Genomic DNA, 19471 nt, shown 5'->3' with positions numbered 1-19471 from the left:
TAAAAAAATACTCACTATTATTTATATCTTAAAAATAGTTATTTTAAGATATGAATAATTATAGAAATAACAATTATTAGAATATTTATAAACTAGTATTTTATGTATATTTTATATATTTAGCTAAATTAATAGTATAATTAATAACTTGAAATAAACATAATAATACGTTAACAATTAATTAACTCAGCTAATACATTTGCAGTTCATCTTGTATTATATTATTAATTACATTATCCTTACAAAATAATATGATATTCTTTCTATATTATTCAAATTCAGTAATAGTCTACTTGTTATAGAAGATATTTAAAAAAATAAATATTAATTATTATCTCTATAATCTTGTATGGTACTAATATTATTAAGTAATATTATCTATTAAAAAATAGTTACTAATTCTATAATAATCTATTATTTTAACGTTAAAGATCTTAAGTAGTATGATACAGTTTATAGTTATATAGTTACAAGATTTTATAAAAATAAATTGTATAAATATTTTTAGTATTACAGATCATATGACTAATTATTGTAAATTTTTAAAAAATATCAGCTGAAAATACTAAAATATAATAAATGTATATTACATAGAATGATATTAATAAATATTATATTCAACAAAAAATAAATCATATAACTATTTTATATAAAATATTAATTATTATTATATATAATAGCATTAACATTTTGAGTATTATTATAATTATAAAATTACAAAAAATATTAATAAAAGGTTTTAAGAAAATAAAATCTATTAACTATTAAAAATAATTTTATATTAATATTTATTAAATAAATTATTTTAACCCACTTAAATTATCTAAGATAACACATGTTATCTAATAACTATAATATCTATTAAAATATATTTTTATAAAAAATTGATTAAAATAATAAATTTAACGTTATTAAAACCTTTAATTTATACTGTTTAATATGATGCATTCTATCTTATTATAGTTGTGATAATAATGCTAGATTTTATTAAAAATATTTTTATCAAAAAACTAGTAATTAATAAATTTTTACTATTATTTATATGAATCCATAACATTTCGTACTTACTGAAATATTTATTTAACTTTAGCAAACTATATTAAAATAATTATCTTAATATTATATATTATGTATAAACTACAAAATAAAAACAAAGTTAATAAGAGTATGAATAAATAAACTATACTAGAAGATATAATATCTAATATCTAATATGTTATATATATTAAATAATTATTAATATTATCATTAATGATAAATTTTTTTATTTATATACTGATATATTTTTTCTAAAAATTAATATACTATTTTAGGATATTAAATAGTAATATTTTTTTATTTATTATTATATAATTTTTTTTAAAAATTATTTAAATAATCTAATGTTTATTTTTTAAATTATTTAAAATAAAAATTATATTTATCTTGATAAAAATGAATTATAATTTATAATTATAACCTTTTAAAATACTTAGTTATTCTGTGAAAGAAATAAAAATTATATACTATTTAACATTACTCTCAAATAATAATTAATATTATCTTTTTATAATAAAATATTATGATGATTATTATAAATCATCTTATGATTATAAACTGTATATAAATTAATAATCAATAATATATAATTAATATTAATTGATTCATATAAATACATAAAATATGTAATATATTTAAAAAGTCTATTTACTAAATAAGCAAGTTATTACTACAATAAATAATTTTCTAATTTATTTAAAATAAATATATATTTTGAGTATAATAAATATTCAATATTTTTAAGAAAAGTAATTAGTTAGTTAATAATAAAGTATTAAAAATAAAATATTTTAATAAAAATTTTTATGAATTTATGTGTTAATAATAAACAGAATCATAAAAAATGTTATTTATACAGTAAATTATAAGTATATATTTATATGTAAATTTATATTATTTTATTGATTAATAATAATGTAAAAATAATTACCTTAATAATTAATATCTTTAAATTCATTATATAATAATTTATTATTATACTTATAATATGCATTTTGATAAAATAACACTAACTTTATTAAAATGTTGATGTTGCTGCATTTTGTATGAATAAAAATAATCCATGATTATAAATCAAGTTGCATAGTATTAAAGAATATATTTTAAAAGGTTTATAAAATACAAGCATGCAATAAGTAATATTTAGTATTTAATATTAATTAATAATTATTTATTAAAAATCACTGACTAATTTTAATAATATTCTATATATCAATAATGAAATATTTATCATATTTTAATAATTTATACTTACATTATCGTGGTGGTAAATATAGCAAAGGATTAACAGATTTTCCTTGATAACGAATTTCAAAATGTAATTTTACTGATGTCGTTCCAGTACTACCCATAGTTGCAATTTTTTGACCTGCTTTAACTTGTTGTTTTTCTCGAACTACTAATGTATCGTTATGAGCATAAGCACTTAAGTAATCATTATTATGTTTGATAATTATTAAATTTCCGTAACCACTTAAAGCATTACCAGCATATACTACACGTCCATCAGCTGCAGCAACGATAGGTTGACCGCAAACACCAGCAATATCAATACCTTTATTTCCTCCATCAGCAGAAGAAAAATTATCAATAATACTACCTTTAGTAATCCAGCACCAATTTATAGTTGGAGTAATATGATGTATCGTACTATTATTTGAGTTATTTAATATTGTCAAATCATTAGTAATTTTATCTTTAGTTCTATATAAAGATGAAGGTAATTTTAAATTAATATTCTGTTTACTTGCATTGTAAGAATAATATAGATGTGACGAAAAATCCGTATTAATATTGTTAATTTTATTAATTGATGAATTAAATAATAATTGATTACTTTTATATTTGTCTGAAAATAATTGACCATTATTATTGAATATAGTTAATTTGATTTTTTGACCAACATATACATTATAAGGTGCAGAAATATTATTTATTTTTGCAATATTTTGAAAGTTATTTCCCGACATGCATGCAATATACAATAAGGTATCACCTCGTTGCACAGTATAAATCATATTATAATAAATATTATTTACAATATTCGTATTATTACGTTTATATACAATAAAATTATTTTTACTAATTAATTGCCAGTCATAATTAACAACATGCAATAACATTTGTTTACTATTAGCAATAGTATTAAGGGAGATGATAGGTACAGTATTATTATATGAAGAGCAACTGCTTAACCATACAGTCATCAAAGTAAACGCCGCTATTTGGCACCAATTTTTTATTGGTCTTCCCATACTTATGCTTCCTATAGTAACGATATTTATTTCATAAGTTTTTTATTGTATAGGTTGCAGCGTAATATTTATTTTAAATAAATAATTTTAATAATACTATTTAATCATGTCTTTTTTGTAAAAAATTCTAAAAATTTGTGATTTATATATTGATAATGCATAATAATTTCTTTTATTTTGCATAAATTATAATAGTTTGTATAGTTTTATAATATAAGATTATATACTGTATAATATCTATAATAAATTATGTAATATCATTGCATAAATTGCAATTATCTATATTTAATATGTAAAATATAATTTATTATATAATTGTATTAAATTTAAAACATTATGTGTTATTTTATAAATTTTATTTTTAATGTTATTATGAGTATAAAAAATTAATAATTTTAATCTTTATTATCCTATAAATCTTAAATTCTAAAATTTTTTATTGTATAGTATGCTCAGGTACTTTACTGATATAAATTTTTATATTGAATAGAATACATAAATAACTAAATGTTTAATTATTTAGTATAACAGTACCTATATATAATAATATATATTACAAATGTTGTATTCATATAACAAATATATTGTATTAAATATTTTTATATATTTAAATATATTAATGATATTTTTAACTAAAATTATAATTTTAATACAAAATTAATTACTAGTTAAGTTAGTAAATATTCATAATATTTAACTTATTATAATAATTAATAATATTTTAACTATAAAAATTAATCTTTTTACTTAAATAAATCAAGTATCTATAGTTATATACTTTATATGGAATAATATAAAATTAACATTTTTATATAATGATCATAATATTTGATGTTCTATTATATATAAATTATTATTGTGGTAATATTAAAAATACATTTAACCCGTCTAATGTTTATTACATGATTAATACATAATATATATTATGTTAGGTTATACTGTTATTGATAATAATTTTTATTTTATTAATATCGTAATTTAAATATATATCTATAAAGTATATATAATTGGTGAAATGATAACATTTTTAATTAAATCACATGAAATTTATATAATTCTATATATTAAATTTTTTTATGCATTACATACTCAAATAACACTAAATTATATTTTATCGCAGTAAAATATATTAATATTAATATAAATATATATTATGTACTAATAATTATGCTTAACAATATTATTGTGTGATATATAATATAATTTTATTATTAATAATAATCATTAATTATATATTTTAATTAATTATCAATATATTAAAATAGTAGAAAAATATAATTTTTTATTATATAATAAATGAATTCATTAGTATAATATTATTTAGTTATAATGAAATTGATTAATTAAAATTATTGTTACATGATTAGCAAGATTGCGCTATATTACTATTTATATATTAATATCAAAAATATAATCATAACATTGTCTTAATATATCAAATAATAACAGATAATTATTACAAAATTATATGTTTTATACTATAAATAAACTAGATTATTTCTATATAATAGATATATATTGAATATTTATTAAAATAATAAAAAATTTTTACTAAAAATAAAATTTTTTTATTTCAGATTAAATGAGTACATAAGTTTATTTATATAGTACATGTTTGTTGTTAAAGTAAATTATTAATAATATGGTTTTTAACCAACATTATCATACAATGATCCTTTGTTTTATAGTATATGAATATGTTACTCATAATAATCTTTTATTATTCTCAATATAATTATTCAGCTAACATATAATTATTATTTTCCATGTAATAAACTTAATTATTTCTAATATTAGAAATATTATCTATAACTTTAAAATATACTACTATAGTATAAACATAATTCATAAGAATAATATATTTAATATTATATTAATAATTATTTTTATTGTTTATAATTTGCAAAATTATTATAGAAACACTAATTTTTTTTAAAAAATATATAATTTTTATAATTATTAAGATAATATATTAATTTTATATAAAAAGTATGAGTTCTAATTATTTATTATAGTTGAGTAATTAATATATTGCTTATTGAAAATTAATGTATTTACATATAATATTTGATTAGATCATTATTGATCTCTTCAATCAAAACACAAACAAATATTTAAAAAATATTATATTAATATATAAAATTAATATTTGTATAGTTTATAACAACAATCTTCTAATATTTGCAATATATGTATTCTAGATAAATAATATATTTATTATATTTAAAATAAATATATTAATCAAGAATTTATTAAAATAAATATATTTTATTGATTGAATATTGATTAGATCACATACCTCTAATATATTATTATATTTAAAATATATAAAATATTTAATATATATTTTAATAAATATAAATACAGTACATATTATCACAATAACTAATACATTACACATATTAATTATTTTTGAGTATTATATTTAATATATTACTAATAATCTTTTAATAAATTTATTTTATTTTAAATCATTTAATTGTTATAGTAAATAATAATCATAAGTTTAGTCATAATAATAATTGTTTACATTATTAAGAATTAATAAAATTAATAACTCATAAGAAATTTATTTTTATAGTAAATCAATGTTTATGAGTAAAAAATAAAATAAAAAAAATAAATATTTTATATTAAAAAACTATCTTAAATAAGTCCATTATTAATGATAAAAATTTTTATACATACGTGTGTGCATATAATTACAAAAATATTTTAGTTTTTTTTAAAAAAAATATATGTAATTGTATTACTGCTATTACTGATATTGTATTTATATATAAATATTTGTTAAAAATTAATATCAATTATAGATCATATTAAATAAAAAAATAATTTTATTTATTAAATATTTCATGTATTATGTAATAATATAAAATATCACAATCATAAACGTACAAAATTGAGCACTGTATGTATTAAAACTCAATTTTGTACTTTTTATATATTATTACTATTTATAAAACTATTATTTAGCGTATCAATAAATACATACTAGTACCGTTTCGTAATATATGTAATGCTATAACCGGTGGATTTGCTGATAACGATTTTCGCAAAGATATAATATCACGTATACGCTCTCTATTAACACCAATTATTAAATCACCTTTATGTATACCCATTTGTGCAGCAATAGACCCTATTGTAACATCATCAATTTTAATACCCATCGTACCTTTAATATTGCCATTACTAAGGGTTGCTCCTTGCAAAGCAGGACTGATATTTTCTGCTTGTATAGTAGTTATTCCGCTATTTCCTAATGTAACAAAAATAGTCATTGGCTGACCATTACGTAACATGCCTAATTTTAGTATAGTGCCAGGTGACGCAGAACCAATTTTAGCTCGAAGTTCAGCAAAACTATTCAGCAAATTATTATCTAAAGCAATGATCACATCACCTGCTTTAATTCCGGCTTTAGCTGCAGCTGAATTAGGTAATACTTCATTAACGAACGCTCCTCTTTGAGCATCTAACTTAAATGCTTGTGCTAAATCAGCTGTCATTTCTCGACCGCGAATACCAAGTACACCTCGTTTAAATTCTCCATATTTAATTAATTGAATGCTTAAACTTTGAGCCATATTACTAGGAATTGCAAAACCAATACCTATATTACCACCACCAGGTGCTAATATAGCAGTATTAATACCAATTAATTCACCATTAAGATTAATAAGTGCTCCACCAGAATTACCTCTATTAATCGAAGCATCTGTCTGAATAAAATTTTCTAATCCTTCAAGATTAAGACCACTGCGTCCTAGCGCAGAAATAATACCAGAGGTTACAGTTTGACCTAATCCAAATGGATTTCCTACCGCAATAGCAAAATCACCAACTCTTATTTTATCGGAATCAGCAATTTTTATAGCAGTAAGATTTTTTGCATTAATTAATTGTATTAGTGCAATATCAGATTGATCATCACGACCAATTAATTTAGTAGCGTACTCACGACCATCATTTAACTGTACTTTTATCTTAATAGCATCATTAATAACGTGGTTATTAGTCAATACATAACCATTTATTGCGTCAATAATTACTCCTGATCCTAATCCTTCAAATTCACGTTCTCTACCTCTAATTATTGGATTAGATTTAACACTTTGCATGCCTTCAACATGCACACTTACTACTGCGGGTAATACTTTGTCTAACATAGGAGCTAAACTTGGGGTATGCTGTATAGCAACAATTGGAGGTAATGCAGCATGAATTATAGACGTAAATAATATTTTGTAGCCCATACTTAAAATCAATAAGCTGAGTAATAAAGATTTTTTCTTCATAATTGAATGAATTCTCATAGCCATTTAAAATCGTTAATATATTGTGGCAAATAAATGCGCTATATTACTAATATAGTACTTATATTTATTTTAACTATTTTACAATTATAAATATATATTTAATAGGTTAATGTAAGCAGTACTGCTAGTAAAGAGTCTATTTAAGAATAATAATTTATTTATTATGACGTTCAGCTGTCAATAAACTAGAGGAAACTTCCGAATAGTCTCTTGGTGGATAATTTACTAATGTTCTATTATATTCAGGATCAGTCAAATGATAGTAAAATGGATTATCTTTGTGAGAAATATCTGGTAATAATTTACTTGATATTTTTGTCATATAATCGTGCATTTGACGATAATCGTTAGCTATATTATCTAATAGTTTAGCACTATGAATAAAATGATTTAATAATTCCTGACGATATTGTATCAATTCATTATTACTTTTTTCTAATTTATTTTGTAAAATCTTTTGTTTATAAAATTTTGGATTACCAAAATACATTATTAACGCGCCAATTAAAACGCCGATAATTAAACTAATTAACGCATATTCCCAAGTCATAACGACTCCTATTTTTTTATTATAGAATATACTATAATATATATTAAATTAATTTTAATGTTTTTTAGTATTGAATAAATACATAATATATTTTATATATGAATATAATATATAATCATGGTTAATTTTATTATATAAAATTCTATGATTTATTTTGCTATACTATAGAATTAAATAATGTAAATTTTTAATTATATTTATATAGTTACTTGAAGACAATCTTATTGATAGTCTAAATAAACTGAATAAATATTTCTTTTTATGATACAAAGATAATTAAATAGAAATATGCATACTAGATAATGAATTTATTATAAAATAACTATTTAATATATAAATTATAATTTTATTATTATTTAATAATTTAGTTTTCTTGAGTAGAGTATATCAATATTGTTATATATACTACGTTAATTATACAAGTATATTATACTATATTTTTTAAATACCTATAAATATAAAATATTAAAATCATTTTATAAAAAATAATTTATTATTGAATATTATTGTGTAACTCTTAACTAAGAAAATAATCAAATTAGATATAAATACTACATACCTATAAAAACTATAACTTAATTATTTGTAGTTTGATATAACAAATATTGTTTAGTAAATTAGTTGATACTAAAATAAAAAATCAAATAGTTGACTTTTTATATGACAAATATTTTACAAATAATTGTGTATTAACAATAAGGTACTTTATAATATTCATTCTTTATAGTGTTAAAATAGTATGATTTATTATTTAATTAATTAGATAAATATATATAAATAATTTTAGCTATTAATCTAAAATTATTCTTTTAATAAGGATAACCGTAATAGGATCAATAAGTATCTTAAGATTTCATTCATGAAATTTTTAATTTAATAAAAATAATATTTATTATTGTGATACAGTAATAAAGTAAAAATTTTATAATATTTATTGAAATAAGTAAACAATAATATTCTATTAAAGCAGAATATAAATAGTATAAAAAATAATTTTTATTTAAATAAATAATTGTCTATATAAAAGATATGTAATATATTGATTAAATAAATCAGTTATAATTTATTATATACTATATTATTGTATTATTAATTAAATATTTTTACAAAGTATAATATTATGTTATACTAATATATTATTATTCAGCAAATAATAGAATAAAGTAATAATCAAGTATAATTTACATATTTTTATATAATAATGACGTACTTATATTTTATGATCAATCCTAAATAATATAAATTATTATAAATCAGTCACTAAAAAATATCATTACTAATTATTATAATATCGTTATATAGGATACATCTTATAATAATAAATAATTAAGTAATTGCAATATTTATACAGGTAATAAAGTATTATTAATAATATATATAAAATTTATAAATAATTTCTATCAATTATATAATTTAATAAATAATTCATTATGATAATAAAATTAATATATATGTTATATAGATTAAAATTAATTTATTATTTTTTATATATACAAATATATTGACTATTTTTTAAATAATAGTTATGATTATATCATATGATTAAATAGGGGTGATTAGCTCAGATGGAAGAGCACCTCCCTTACAAGGAGGGGGTCGGCGGTTCAAACCCGTCATCACCTACCATAATATTAAAATATATTAACTTATTTAATTAAAAGCAATGTATTTTTGTTATTAATAAATATTTTTTATAAAATATTAATTCATCTATATAACTAAATTTTAATGTTTATCTTATATTTAATGACTTATTTTATTAAATAATTAAGGTTATGTGTATTTTATGATATGCAAAATAATAATATATACTTGTATATGTTTTTTACAAATAAATACTATAATAATTAATGTTAATGATCCTACATTATTATAAATAATACTTATTAAATAATTATATTTTATAAATATTTTTATAATTAAAACGAATTTAGTTAATTAATAATTATTAATATTATTTATAAAATAATATTTAGTTATTATAAAAATAATTAAAGTAAGAATTAATACATAGTATATTACTGATATTATATAATTCTTTTATAGTTAGTAAAAATTTTTCTTTCAGATTACATATAATAATTTTTAATTGTAATCTTTATTCAAAAATTAATAGTATTATATTTTTATGTAGATAAAAATTATTGATTTTTTTTAACAATATTTAAAAAATATTATTAATATTATACTTATGATATATTGTATTATCTTATTGCATGCATTGTAAATAAATACTAATAATTTTCTTCAAGATTGCATAGATATAAGATTATTAATAACTATTAGCTAATAATAGCTTATGGTAAAATGATTATAAAAATAAAAAATATAAATCATTTATATCAATAAAATACATTAAGGTTATTAATAATATTATATATTTTAATTATTATATATCATAAATATATTGTATTTATTATATGTCAGGCACAGTATATATAAATATATAGAATTATAATATTAAAATATATTTTTAAAAAGTAAATATACAGTATTGTATATATTGCATATACGATTAGATATTTTAAATATAAAAAACAATATAACTATTATTAATAATTAATTTTATTACAACAAGATTAAATCTATTAATACTTTTTATTTATTATCTATTAAGTATAGAAATGTGATTCTATTTTATATTATTACCTCCTAATATATAGCTAAATATATTATTCATGTTTAAGTTATTCACTAGTAATATTTTATTTATAATTAGTTAAATACAGTAAATATTATTATCTAATTTAGTATTAAAAATATCTTGCAAAATTATATGCTAATATCATTAGGGATATAACTGATAAGATTATTGAATTTTGCTTTATAATATTTTACTACTATTCTAAGAGAATTAATTGTTTTAAATTGTTTTTTTGACTATCTCTCATTAAAGCTGATCATTTAATAATTACTTAATATAAATATGTTGTGTATAGCTAAAATTTAAATAATTTTATAAAAAACGTAAATATAATAATATTTTATTTGTTCTAAGTATTTTAGCAATATACGTAATATTAATAATTTTATTAGTTAAGATAATTGTTAGTTCAATGTTTAATACTTACAAATAATAAGTATTAATATTATTTAGATATTCTATAAATTATTAATGATATTTGTATCTTGTAAAAATATAAAATTTTAGTATATTGCTTAATAAGCATAGAATGTTTTGTAAAAATTTTGTTATTGCTCTTTTATATTATAGATATCTCTTATATTTACTTTGGGTCATTTATATTATTTAATTTTTTATGTATTTGATGTCTAGCTTTTAATAATTGAGTCATTGAATCAGATAATATAGTTGTTGTTGAATGTTTAGATAATGATTCTTTCTGCATTATAGATTCAGTAGAAAAAGGTATTTTATGTTTATCAATAGCTAAATCAGTTTCTATTGTATGGTTTTGTTTTTGATCTGAACAAGAATTAGATGGCACTAACATATGAGATGAAATAGTTTGATAATTATCTACTATTGGTTTAACAATATCTAGATTTGGATGAACAGATAGAGCACGCAATAGAATCATTTCGATTCCCATACGATTATCTGGAGCATAAGGAAGTTCTTTACGACCTATTAGAATAATTTGGTAAAATTTTTGTAAATCCTTAGATGATACAATGCGTGAAAGTATGAGTAATCGCTGTTTAATAGAAATATCATAATTATTGAATCCATCAGGTAACAATTGTAATATTGAAATATTATGCAGTAAAGTTAAAATTTCAATCAGCAAGTTTTCCCAATCTACACCTAGCTGTGCAACTTGCTGAATTAAATATATTATTTTTTTACTATCAGCATTTATAAGTGCTTCAATAATAGATAACGGTTGTTCATTATCTAAAGTGCCAAGTATTTGATTTACATGTTCAGTAGTAATTTGATGTGTTCCCATAGCAATTGCCTGATCTGTAAGGCTTAATGCATCACGCATGCTTCCTTTAGAAGCACGTGCTAATAATTGCAATGCATATGGTTCAGCATTGAATCCTTCAGCTGTAACAATTTTTTCTAACTGACCAGAAATTTGTTTTATACTTAATGCTTTAAGATGAAACTGTAAACAACGGGATAAAATAGTGATTGGTAGTTTTTGGGGTTCAGTAGTTGCTAGTAAAAATTTAATATGAGAAGGCGGCTCTTCTAAAGTTTTTAACAGTGCATTAAAACTATGACGTGACAACATGTGTATTTCGTCAATTAAGTAAATTTTGAAACGGCTACGTACTGGTGTATATTGCATATTATATAATAAATCACGAGTATCTTCTACTTTAGTACGTGAAGCAGCATCGATTTCTAAAAGATCAACAAAACATCCTTGTTCAATTTCTTTACAATTATTACATAAACCACATGGTGTAGGGGTAATACCTGTCTCACAGGTAAATCCTTTAGCTAACAATCGCGCAATGCTAGTTTTTCCTACACCACGAGTGCCGGAAAAAAGATAAGCATGATGAAGACGCACATTAGAAAGACTGTTTTTTAACGCAGTCATAACATGTGTTTGACCTACGACATCAGAAAATATTTGCGGACGCCATTTACGAGCTAGTACTTGATAATTCATTAATACTCATCATTTATTTATAATGGAATTGTTATAGTATAAATACAATAAGTATCATACTATTTATAATAAATATAATAAAAAGACTGAAAATTTTTTTTAAATGTTCTGATTTTATATTTAGTGTATTTATGTCAGTTAATTTAATAAAATAAAATATCTCTTTATATACATTACACTAGATAATAATTTCTTAAAGAAGAATAGAAATATTTTTTATTTTTTATTAATGATATTTAATTATCATACTATACTAATAAAAACTTATATTATTTATATGTATAAAGATTATTGTGTATCTTGTCTTATTTATTATAATCATTCTTTTCATCACAATTATTAACACATTGACTATGTACTTTTTATAATAACTTAATTTTATTAGACAATACAATTTTTTTATATTATTCTAGTTATTTAAAAAATAATTATGATTCAATAGTAATACTATATTGATAATATACTATATATAGTAAATTTTATCTAAACTATTTACTAATTGATTATATATATAATAGATACATTATATTTCTAAGTAAATCATTTTATTTAATTATTTTATAACTATTTAAAAATAAGTTATTTATTTAAAATAGATAAAATTTTCCTGATGTCTTACTTTTAGTAAGATTTTATGTATTATGAGTAATATATAAAAATAATTTAACTAAATTAGGATAAAATATTCTCACCTACATATTTTTAGATATAACATTAATTTTACAATATTTATGTATAACATAATAAATAAAAAATTAGCGATATAACTAAAAGTTAATAAGCATATAACACAGAAATATTATACATCTTAATATAAGTTCTACATTTATCATAAATTATGACATAATAATGTATTATGTCTATTCAAATATCAAAATTAACCAATAAGTTTAGCAAAAAAATAATAATTACGTAAATAAAAACAATAACAAATATTTTATATATTAATTATTATAAAATTCAATGCATACTGATAAAGTAATAATATAACTCCAATAAAGGATATTTTTTGATGTTATATTTCATAAGAAATTAATTTATCAAAATTAATTAAAATATTTTTTAACATTTATTTTATTACTCAAATAATATAATATACTCAGTATTATATATTTTAATAAATTATTATTATAATCTATTTAATAGATATTAAGTTACTAAAAAATCAAGTCAATAAATGTATTGATATATTGAAGATATATAAAAATATTTATATATTATCATAATTTAATAAAATACAGATATTGCTTTATTTTGATAATATAAATTATGTCACCTATTATCTGAATAATAATTTAAATAAAAGCAATATAAAATATATTATTTATTGAGTATATCATAAAATGAAAATTAAAACTCGTTTTGCACCTAGCCCTACTGGATATTTTCACTTAGGTAGTGCACGTACTGCTCTTTATGCATGGTTATTTGCTCGTCATAATCAAGGTGAATTTATTCTTCGCATTGAAGATACTGATCTAGAGCGTTCAACTGATGAAGCTATTAAAAATATCATAGATTGTATGCACTGGCTGAATATAGATTGGGATCAAGGTCCTTACTATCAGACTAAACGTTTTGAACGTTATAACTATGTTATTAATAAAATGTTAGAACAAGGTTCCGCATATAAATGTTATTGTTCTAAAGAGCGTCTTGAAAATTTGCGTAAAACAAATATAACTAGTAATACAAAACCTCGTTACGATGGTTTTTGTCGCTATAATAATTATTATAACAATAATAAGCCTTACGTAGTTCGTTTCTTAAATCCCATAGAAGGTTCAGTTATATTTTATGATAAAATTCGTGGATTTATTGAATTTAATAATAAAGAACTAGATGATCTTATCATTCGTCGTACAGATGGCTCACCAACCTACAATTTTTGTGTTGTAATTGATGATTGGGATATGGAAATTACTCATATAATCCGCGGAGAAGATCATATTAATAATACTCCACGTCAAATTAATATATTGAAAGCATTAGGAGCTCCAGTTCCACATTATGCACATGTTCCAATGATATTAAATAATACAGGTAAAAAAATGTCTAAACGTCATAGTGATACAGTAAATGTGATGCAGTATCGTGATGATGGTTATTTACCAGAAGCTTTACTTAATTATTTAGTACGTATGGGTTGGTCTTATGGTGATCAAGAAATATTTAGTACTGATGAAATGAAAAAATTGTTTACACTGGATAATATTAGTAAATCTGCAAGCATATTTAATCTTGAAAAATTACAATGGCTTAACCAATTTTACCTTAAAAAGATGCCTGTTGAATATTTAGCTAGACATCTAACATGGCATATTAATCAATTTGGTTATGATACCCATAGTGGACCAAACTTATTTGAAATAATTCCTCTTCTAACTAGACGCTGTAAAACTTTAAAAGACATGGCAGCACATGCACGTTATTTTTATGAAGATTTTACTAATTTTAATAATGATGCAGTAAAAAAATATTTATGTTTAGTGGCACGTAAACCTTTAGAGTTAATTCGTACTAAAATAGCAGCAATAACTGATTGGACTTTTACAAATATTGATAATGTAATTCAAAAAACTGCGGAAGAACTTAAATTAACAATGGATAAAGTTGGCATGCCATTACGTGTTGCTATGACAGGTACAGATCAATCGTTAAGTATAAATATTTTAATTTATTATATTGGTCAAAGAAAATCACTAAAACGTATTGATCTAGCTTTAGCTATTATTACTACAAATGCATTTAATTAATAAATTATATTAGTAATATTTAATATGAAAATATTATTATTATATAATACATGTTATCAATATAAATATTTTTTAAAAAAGTATCATTATTATCTACTTAATATTTTATGATAGATAAAATTATTATTGATAATAATATTTTATTTGTTTGTTTTACTAAGTATGTTTATATGTTAACGTTTTTTATATATTTTATCTTTCTTTTGGAATTTATATATAACTCTCTGATTATTTTTTTATATGATACTATAATATTGGTTATTTTTTTAATCTAGCACATAATTAATAAATTTTTATGTTAAATAAATGTAAGCGTATATTTTTAGGAAAAAATTAATAATTAATATTAATACTTGATAAAAATTATTATATATAATCTATCTTATTAATAGATGTAACATGCTTTGATTGCATGATATATTTTATCTATAATAAATCAAATATTATTTGAATTCTTTAAAATTTTTTGTTTATACGGCATTACTAATCTAGTAATATTTTTATATTATAAATTATTATAATAATACTTATTAATTTTTAATTAAATACTATTTTGATATAAACTATCAAATAAATTTATCTATTTGTAATAAATAACATTTTAATATTTTTAAAAAATATTATGTAAATATAATCATATATATCATATTTATGATATAAGTATTGATATCTATGCTTAGTAATATATTAAAATACATAATACTTTATAAGTATATAAAATATTATGTATAAAATATTTAGTTAATAAATTAATTCCCTATTATCATTTATTGTTATTCAATTATAAATATAAAAAATATATTTAATTATAAAAGTATAATACTTGCATATTAGTTATAACTGAGTAATTATATTCAGTATATTATAAATATTATTTATATTAATAATTAATATTATGGATAAATTAACAATAATTTTATTAATACTATTGAGTTGGTTGCAGTATTCATTATGGATAGGTAGAAATGGTTTTCATGATTATATGCATATTAAAAAAAATATTACTACTCAAAAAGATTATAATAGTCAATTAAAATATCGTAATGATGCGTTATTTGCTGAAATCAATGATCTTAATAACGGTCAGGAAGCTATTGAAGAACGTGCACGAAAAGAACTTGGTATGATAAAAACAGGTGAAATATTTTATCGTTTGGTGATAAAAACAAAATAAAAATAATAATATAACTTATTTGTTCTTATTAAGGATCTTAATATTATTTTTTATGGCATATTATTATTTGCTTATCAAAAAATTTATAATAAGTAACTTATATCATATGAATATTATTATTTTATTCAATATCAATAATATTTGACATGACTTAATAATTAGTTATTACATAAATAATATTTATACTACTATAAGTGAAATCTATGCATGCTTCTATAACAAAATCATCAAGTTTATCTATAGTAGCTATTGTACCCGCTGCTGGTACTGGTAATCGGATGCGATCTTCATGTCCAAAACAATACTTATCTATCCAAGGAAAAACTATATTAGAATATTCTGTCATGGCATTACTATATAATGTTGATGTTAAACGTATTATTGTACCAATAAGACCAGATGATAATTATTTTTATAATTTACCGTTAGCACACAATCCTCGTATTGAAGCATTGCATGGTGGAGCGCATCGAGCAGAATCGGTGTTAGCTGGTTTAAGAGCAGCCACAGATGCGCATTGGGTATTAGTGCATGATGCCTCACGACCTTGTCTGCATCAACATGATCTTAGTAATTTATTAACTTTACAACATACATCTAAAATAGGAGGTATTCTTGCAAATCCAGTAAGAGATACTATGAAACGCTCCCAAAATAATATAAGAAAGATTCAACATACAGTAAGTCGTGAATGTCTATGGCATGCATTAACTCCACAGTTTTTTCCACGTAAATTACTAATGATGTGTATATTATATGCTTTGAATAAAGGAGCTATATTAACTGATGAAGCATCAGCTTTAGAGTATTGCGGGTATTGTCCAATATTAGTATCTGGTCGTTATGACAATATTAAAATAACTAATCCTGAAGATTTTTCGTTAGCTAAGTTATATTTATCCCAGCATACATAACTTTATATTTTTATATAAACATTTGATTTTATCGTTCTTTAAAATTATTTATAGGAGAATATTACATGAGGATTGGTCATGGTTTTGATGTGCATAGATTTGGTGGATCAAGTCCTTTAATTATTGGTGGAGTCAGTATTCCTTATAAATATGGTTTTATTGCGCACTCTGATGGTGATGTTTTATTACATGCTGCAACTGACGCTTTATTAGGCGCTGCCTCTTTGGGTGATATTGGTATATTATTTCCTAATAGTGAGCCAGCATTTAAAGATATAGCTAGTTGTAAGTTATTACAGGAAGCATTTAACCGTATACAAGTACAAGGTTATTATTTAGGTAATCTCGATATTACAGTAATTGCACAAGATCCACATATAACTCCATATATTTCTCAAATGCGTGTAAATTTAGCTAAACATCTAAATTGCAGCATAGATCATATTAATATAAAATCAACAACTACAGAAAATTTAGGTTTCATTGGTCGTGGTGAAGGTATTGCGTGCGAGGCAGTTGCATTATTACTGCATAAAGCAACATAATATTATTATTAACATCCTTAAACCAGGATTTTGAAAATTTTTGTTATATTTTATGTTTTTATGAAAAATTATTTTTTAGTATAAAAATTTTTACCACACTTATTAAACTATATTTTTTATGTAATATAGTTAATATTGGGTTGATACTAAATTAGGATTGTATTATTTTGTAATTCATCATACATATAAAATATTATTTATTTGTTTTTTATAAAGTGAATAACATTAAAAATATTCTTATTATAAATAGTTTTTTAAAAAATCATATATACATCTTTAAAAACTTAAAATAGTTATTTATTACAAAATAATTTTATAAAAAATATATACAATATATTGATTTAATCTTGTAAAGATTGCATAATATATTTTGCTATATACCATCATTTTTAAAGTAAAAATATATTATATTATTTTAAATAATTTTTTATTATAATTACTATATTTCTGTTAAAAAATATTTTATATTACTTATATAAAATATTTTAGTATATATACTAACTATAAATATACTATTATGTATTCTTTAAATAACTTATACTATTTTTTAACAAAAGATATTATTTTACTAATATTTATATTTTACTAATTAATTAAATATTGATAAATATTATTAATTATAATAATAAATTAATTATTTAATAATATTTAATTTTCTTATAGATCATTATCAAATAACATTTAATAGAATAATTTATATTATTAGATAATAATGATACTGTTATTATAGTAGACTCAATTATTATATTTTTAAAAAATAAATGATATTTATTATATCTGTTTATGCAGAATTATTATTATTGAAAATATACTGATAGTAAAGATAAATCATTTATACTATACATATACAATGTTAAGAAATTGAAATATGTAAACATTATATGTTTTTTATTTTATAAGATGATACTTATAACGTATTTATTATAAATAATAACATATTAAAAGCTATATTAATTAAAGAAAATATATTAAATTATTAATTAATATATTTATAGGTTTTAAAATAATATATTTTACGTACTTACTGAATGCATTGTATAGAAATATTCTATCTTTTAATATTAAGATAAAATTTAATATACTAAATTATATTTTAACTATATACATTTTAGTTATAAAATAATATAAGTAGACAATATCTTTAATTATATATATGTATAAAAGTACAGAATATAAATAAGAGAAAAGATTTAATCTGTTTTATATTGAATAACATATATAATAATATTTAATATATTAAGATATATATAATATAGTACTAAACGCACGTATATTATATATAATTTATATATTTTAATTTTGTTATAAAAATAATAATCTTATAG

The 19471-nt window shown here is 19.5% G+C and carries 7 protein-coding genes, 1 tRNA gene and 1 pseudogene; 5 read left to right on the top strand and 4 right to left on the bottom strand.

The genetic code is table 11. The features are described from left to right. Positions 1-2294: 2294 nt before the first annotated feature. The 3 genes from nlpD to GII40_RS01480 all read right to left on the bottom strand — a co-directional run bounded on the left by nlpD (position 2295) and on the right by GII40_RS01480 (position 8165). Positions 2295-3293, bottom strand: coding sequence for a murein hydrolase activator NlpD (gene nlpD / locus GII40_RS01490; protein ID WP_226813094.1), 999 nt, complete (start codon positions 3291-3293; stop codon positions 2295-2297). Positions 3294-6265: 2972 nt separating this feature from the next. Next, positions 6266-7594, bottom strand: coding sequence for a Do family serine endopeptidase (locus GII40_RS01485; protein WP_226813624.1), 1329 nt, complete (start codon positions 7592-7594; stop codon positions 6266-6268). A gap of 175 nt (positions 7595-7769) precedes the next feature. After that, positions 7770-8165, bottom strand: coding sequence for a ZapG family protein (locus tag GII40_RS01480; protein WP_226813093.1), 396 nt, complete (start codon positions 8163-8165; stop codon positions 7770-7772). A 1550-nt stretch (positions 8166-9715) separates the two neighbouring features. On the opposite strand from GII40_RS01480, the gene GII40_RS01475 reads away from it, so the two are divergent. Then, positions 9716-9791, top strand: a tRNA-Val gene (locus GII40_RS01475). Between the two features lie 1637 nt (positions 9792-11428). On the opposite strand, the pseudogene dnaX reads toward GII40_RS01475, so the two are convergent. Next, positions 11429-12757: pseudogene (dnaX, locus tag GII40_RS01470) on the bottom strand (DNA polymerase III subunit gamma/tau); the annotation flags it as partial. Positions 12758-14100: 1343 nt separating this feature from the next. Here dnaX and gltX point away from each other — a divergent pair. The 4 genes from gltX to ispF all read left to right on the top strand — a co-directional run bounded on the left by gltX (position 14101) and on the right by ispF (position 18146). Continuing rightward, complete coding sequence (gene gltX, locus GII40_RS01465; protein WP_226813092.1) at positions 14101-15513, top strand: glutamate--tRNA ligase; 1413 nt, start codon at positions 14101-14103, stop codon at positions 15511-15513. 895 nt (positions 15514-16408) lie between these two features. After that, entirely contained in the window at positions 16409-16687 is a 279-nt protein-coding gene (gene ftsB, locus GII40_RS01460) for a cell division protein FtsB (protein ID WP_226813091.1), read from the top strand. A 203-nt stretch (positions 16688-16890) separates the two neighbouring features. Continuing rightward, positions 16891-17601 (top strand): 2-C-methyl-D-erythritol 4-phosphate cytidylyltransferase, encoded by a 711-nt coding sequence (gene ispD / locus GII40_RS01455; RefSeq protein WP_226813090.1) that lies wholly within the window; start codon positions 16891-16893, stop codon positions 17599-17601. 65 nt (positions 17602-17666) lie between these two features. Next, entirely contained in the window at positions 17667-18146 is a 480-nt protein-coding gene (gene ispF / locus GII40_RS01450) for a 2-C-methyl-D-erythritol 2,4-cyclodiphosphate synthase (RefSeq protein ID WP_226813089.1), read from the top strand. Positions 18147-19471: the final 1325 nt, after the last annotated feature.

It is taken from the genome of Candidatus Profftia lariciata (genome assembly GCF_020541265.1).
GTDB classification, from domain to species: domain Bacteria; phylum Pseudomonadota; class Gammaproteobacteria; order Enterobacterales; family Enterobacteriaceae; genus Profftia; species Profftia lariciata.
This window is presented reverse-complemented; position numbering and strand designations above follow the sequence as displayed.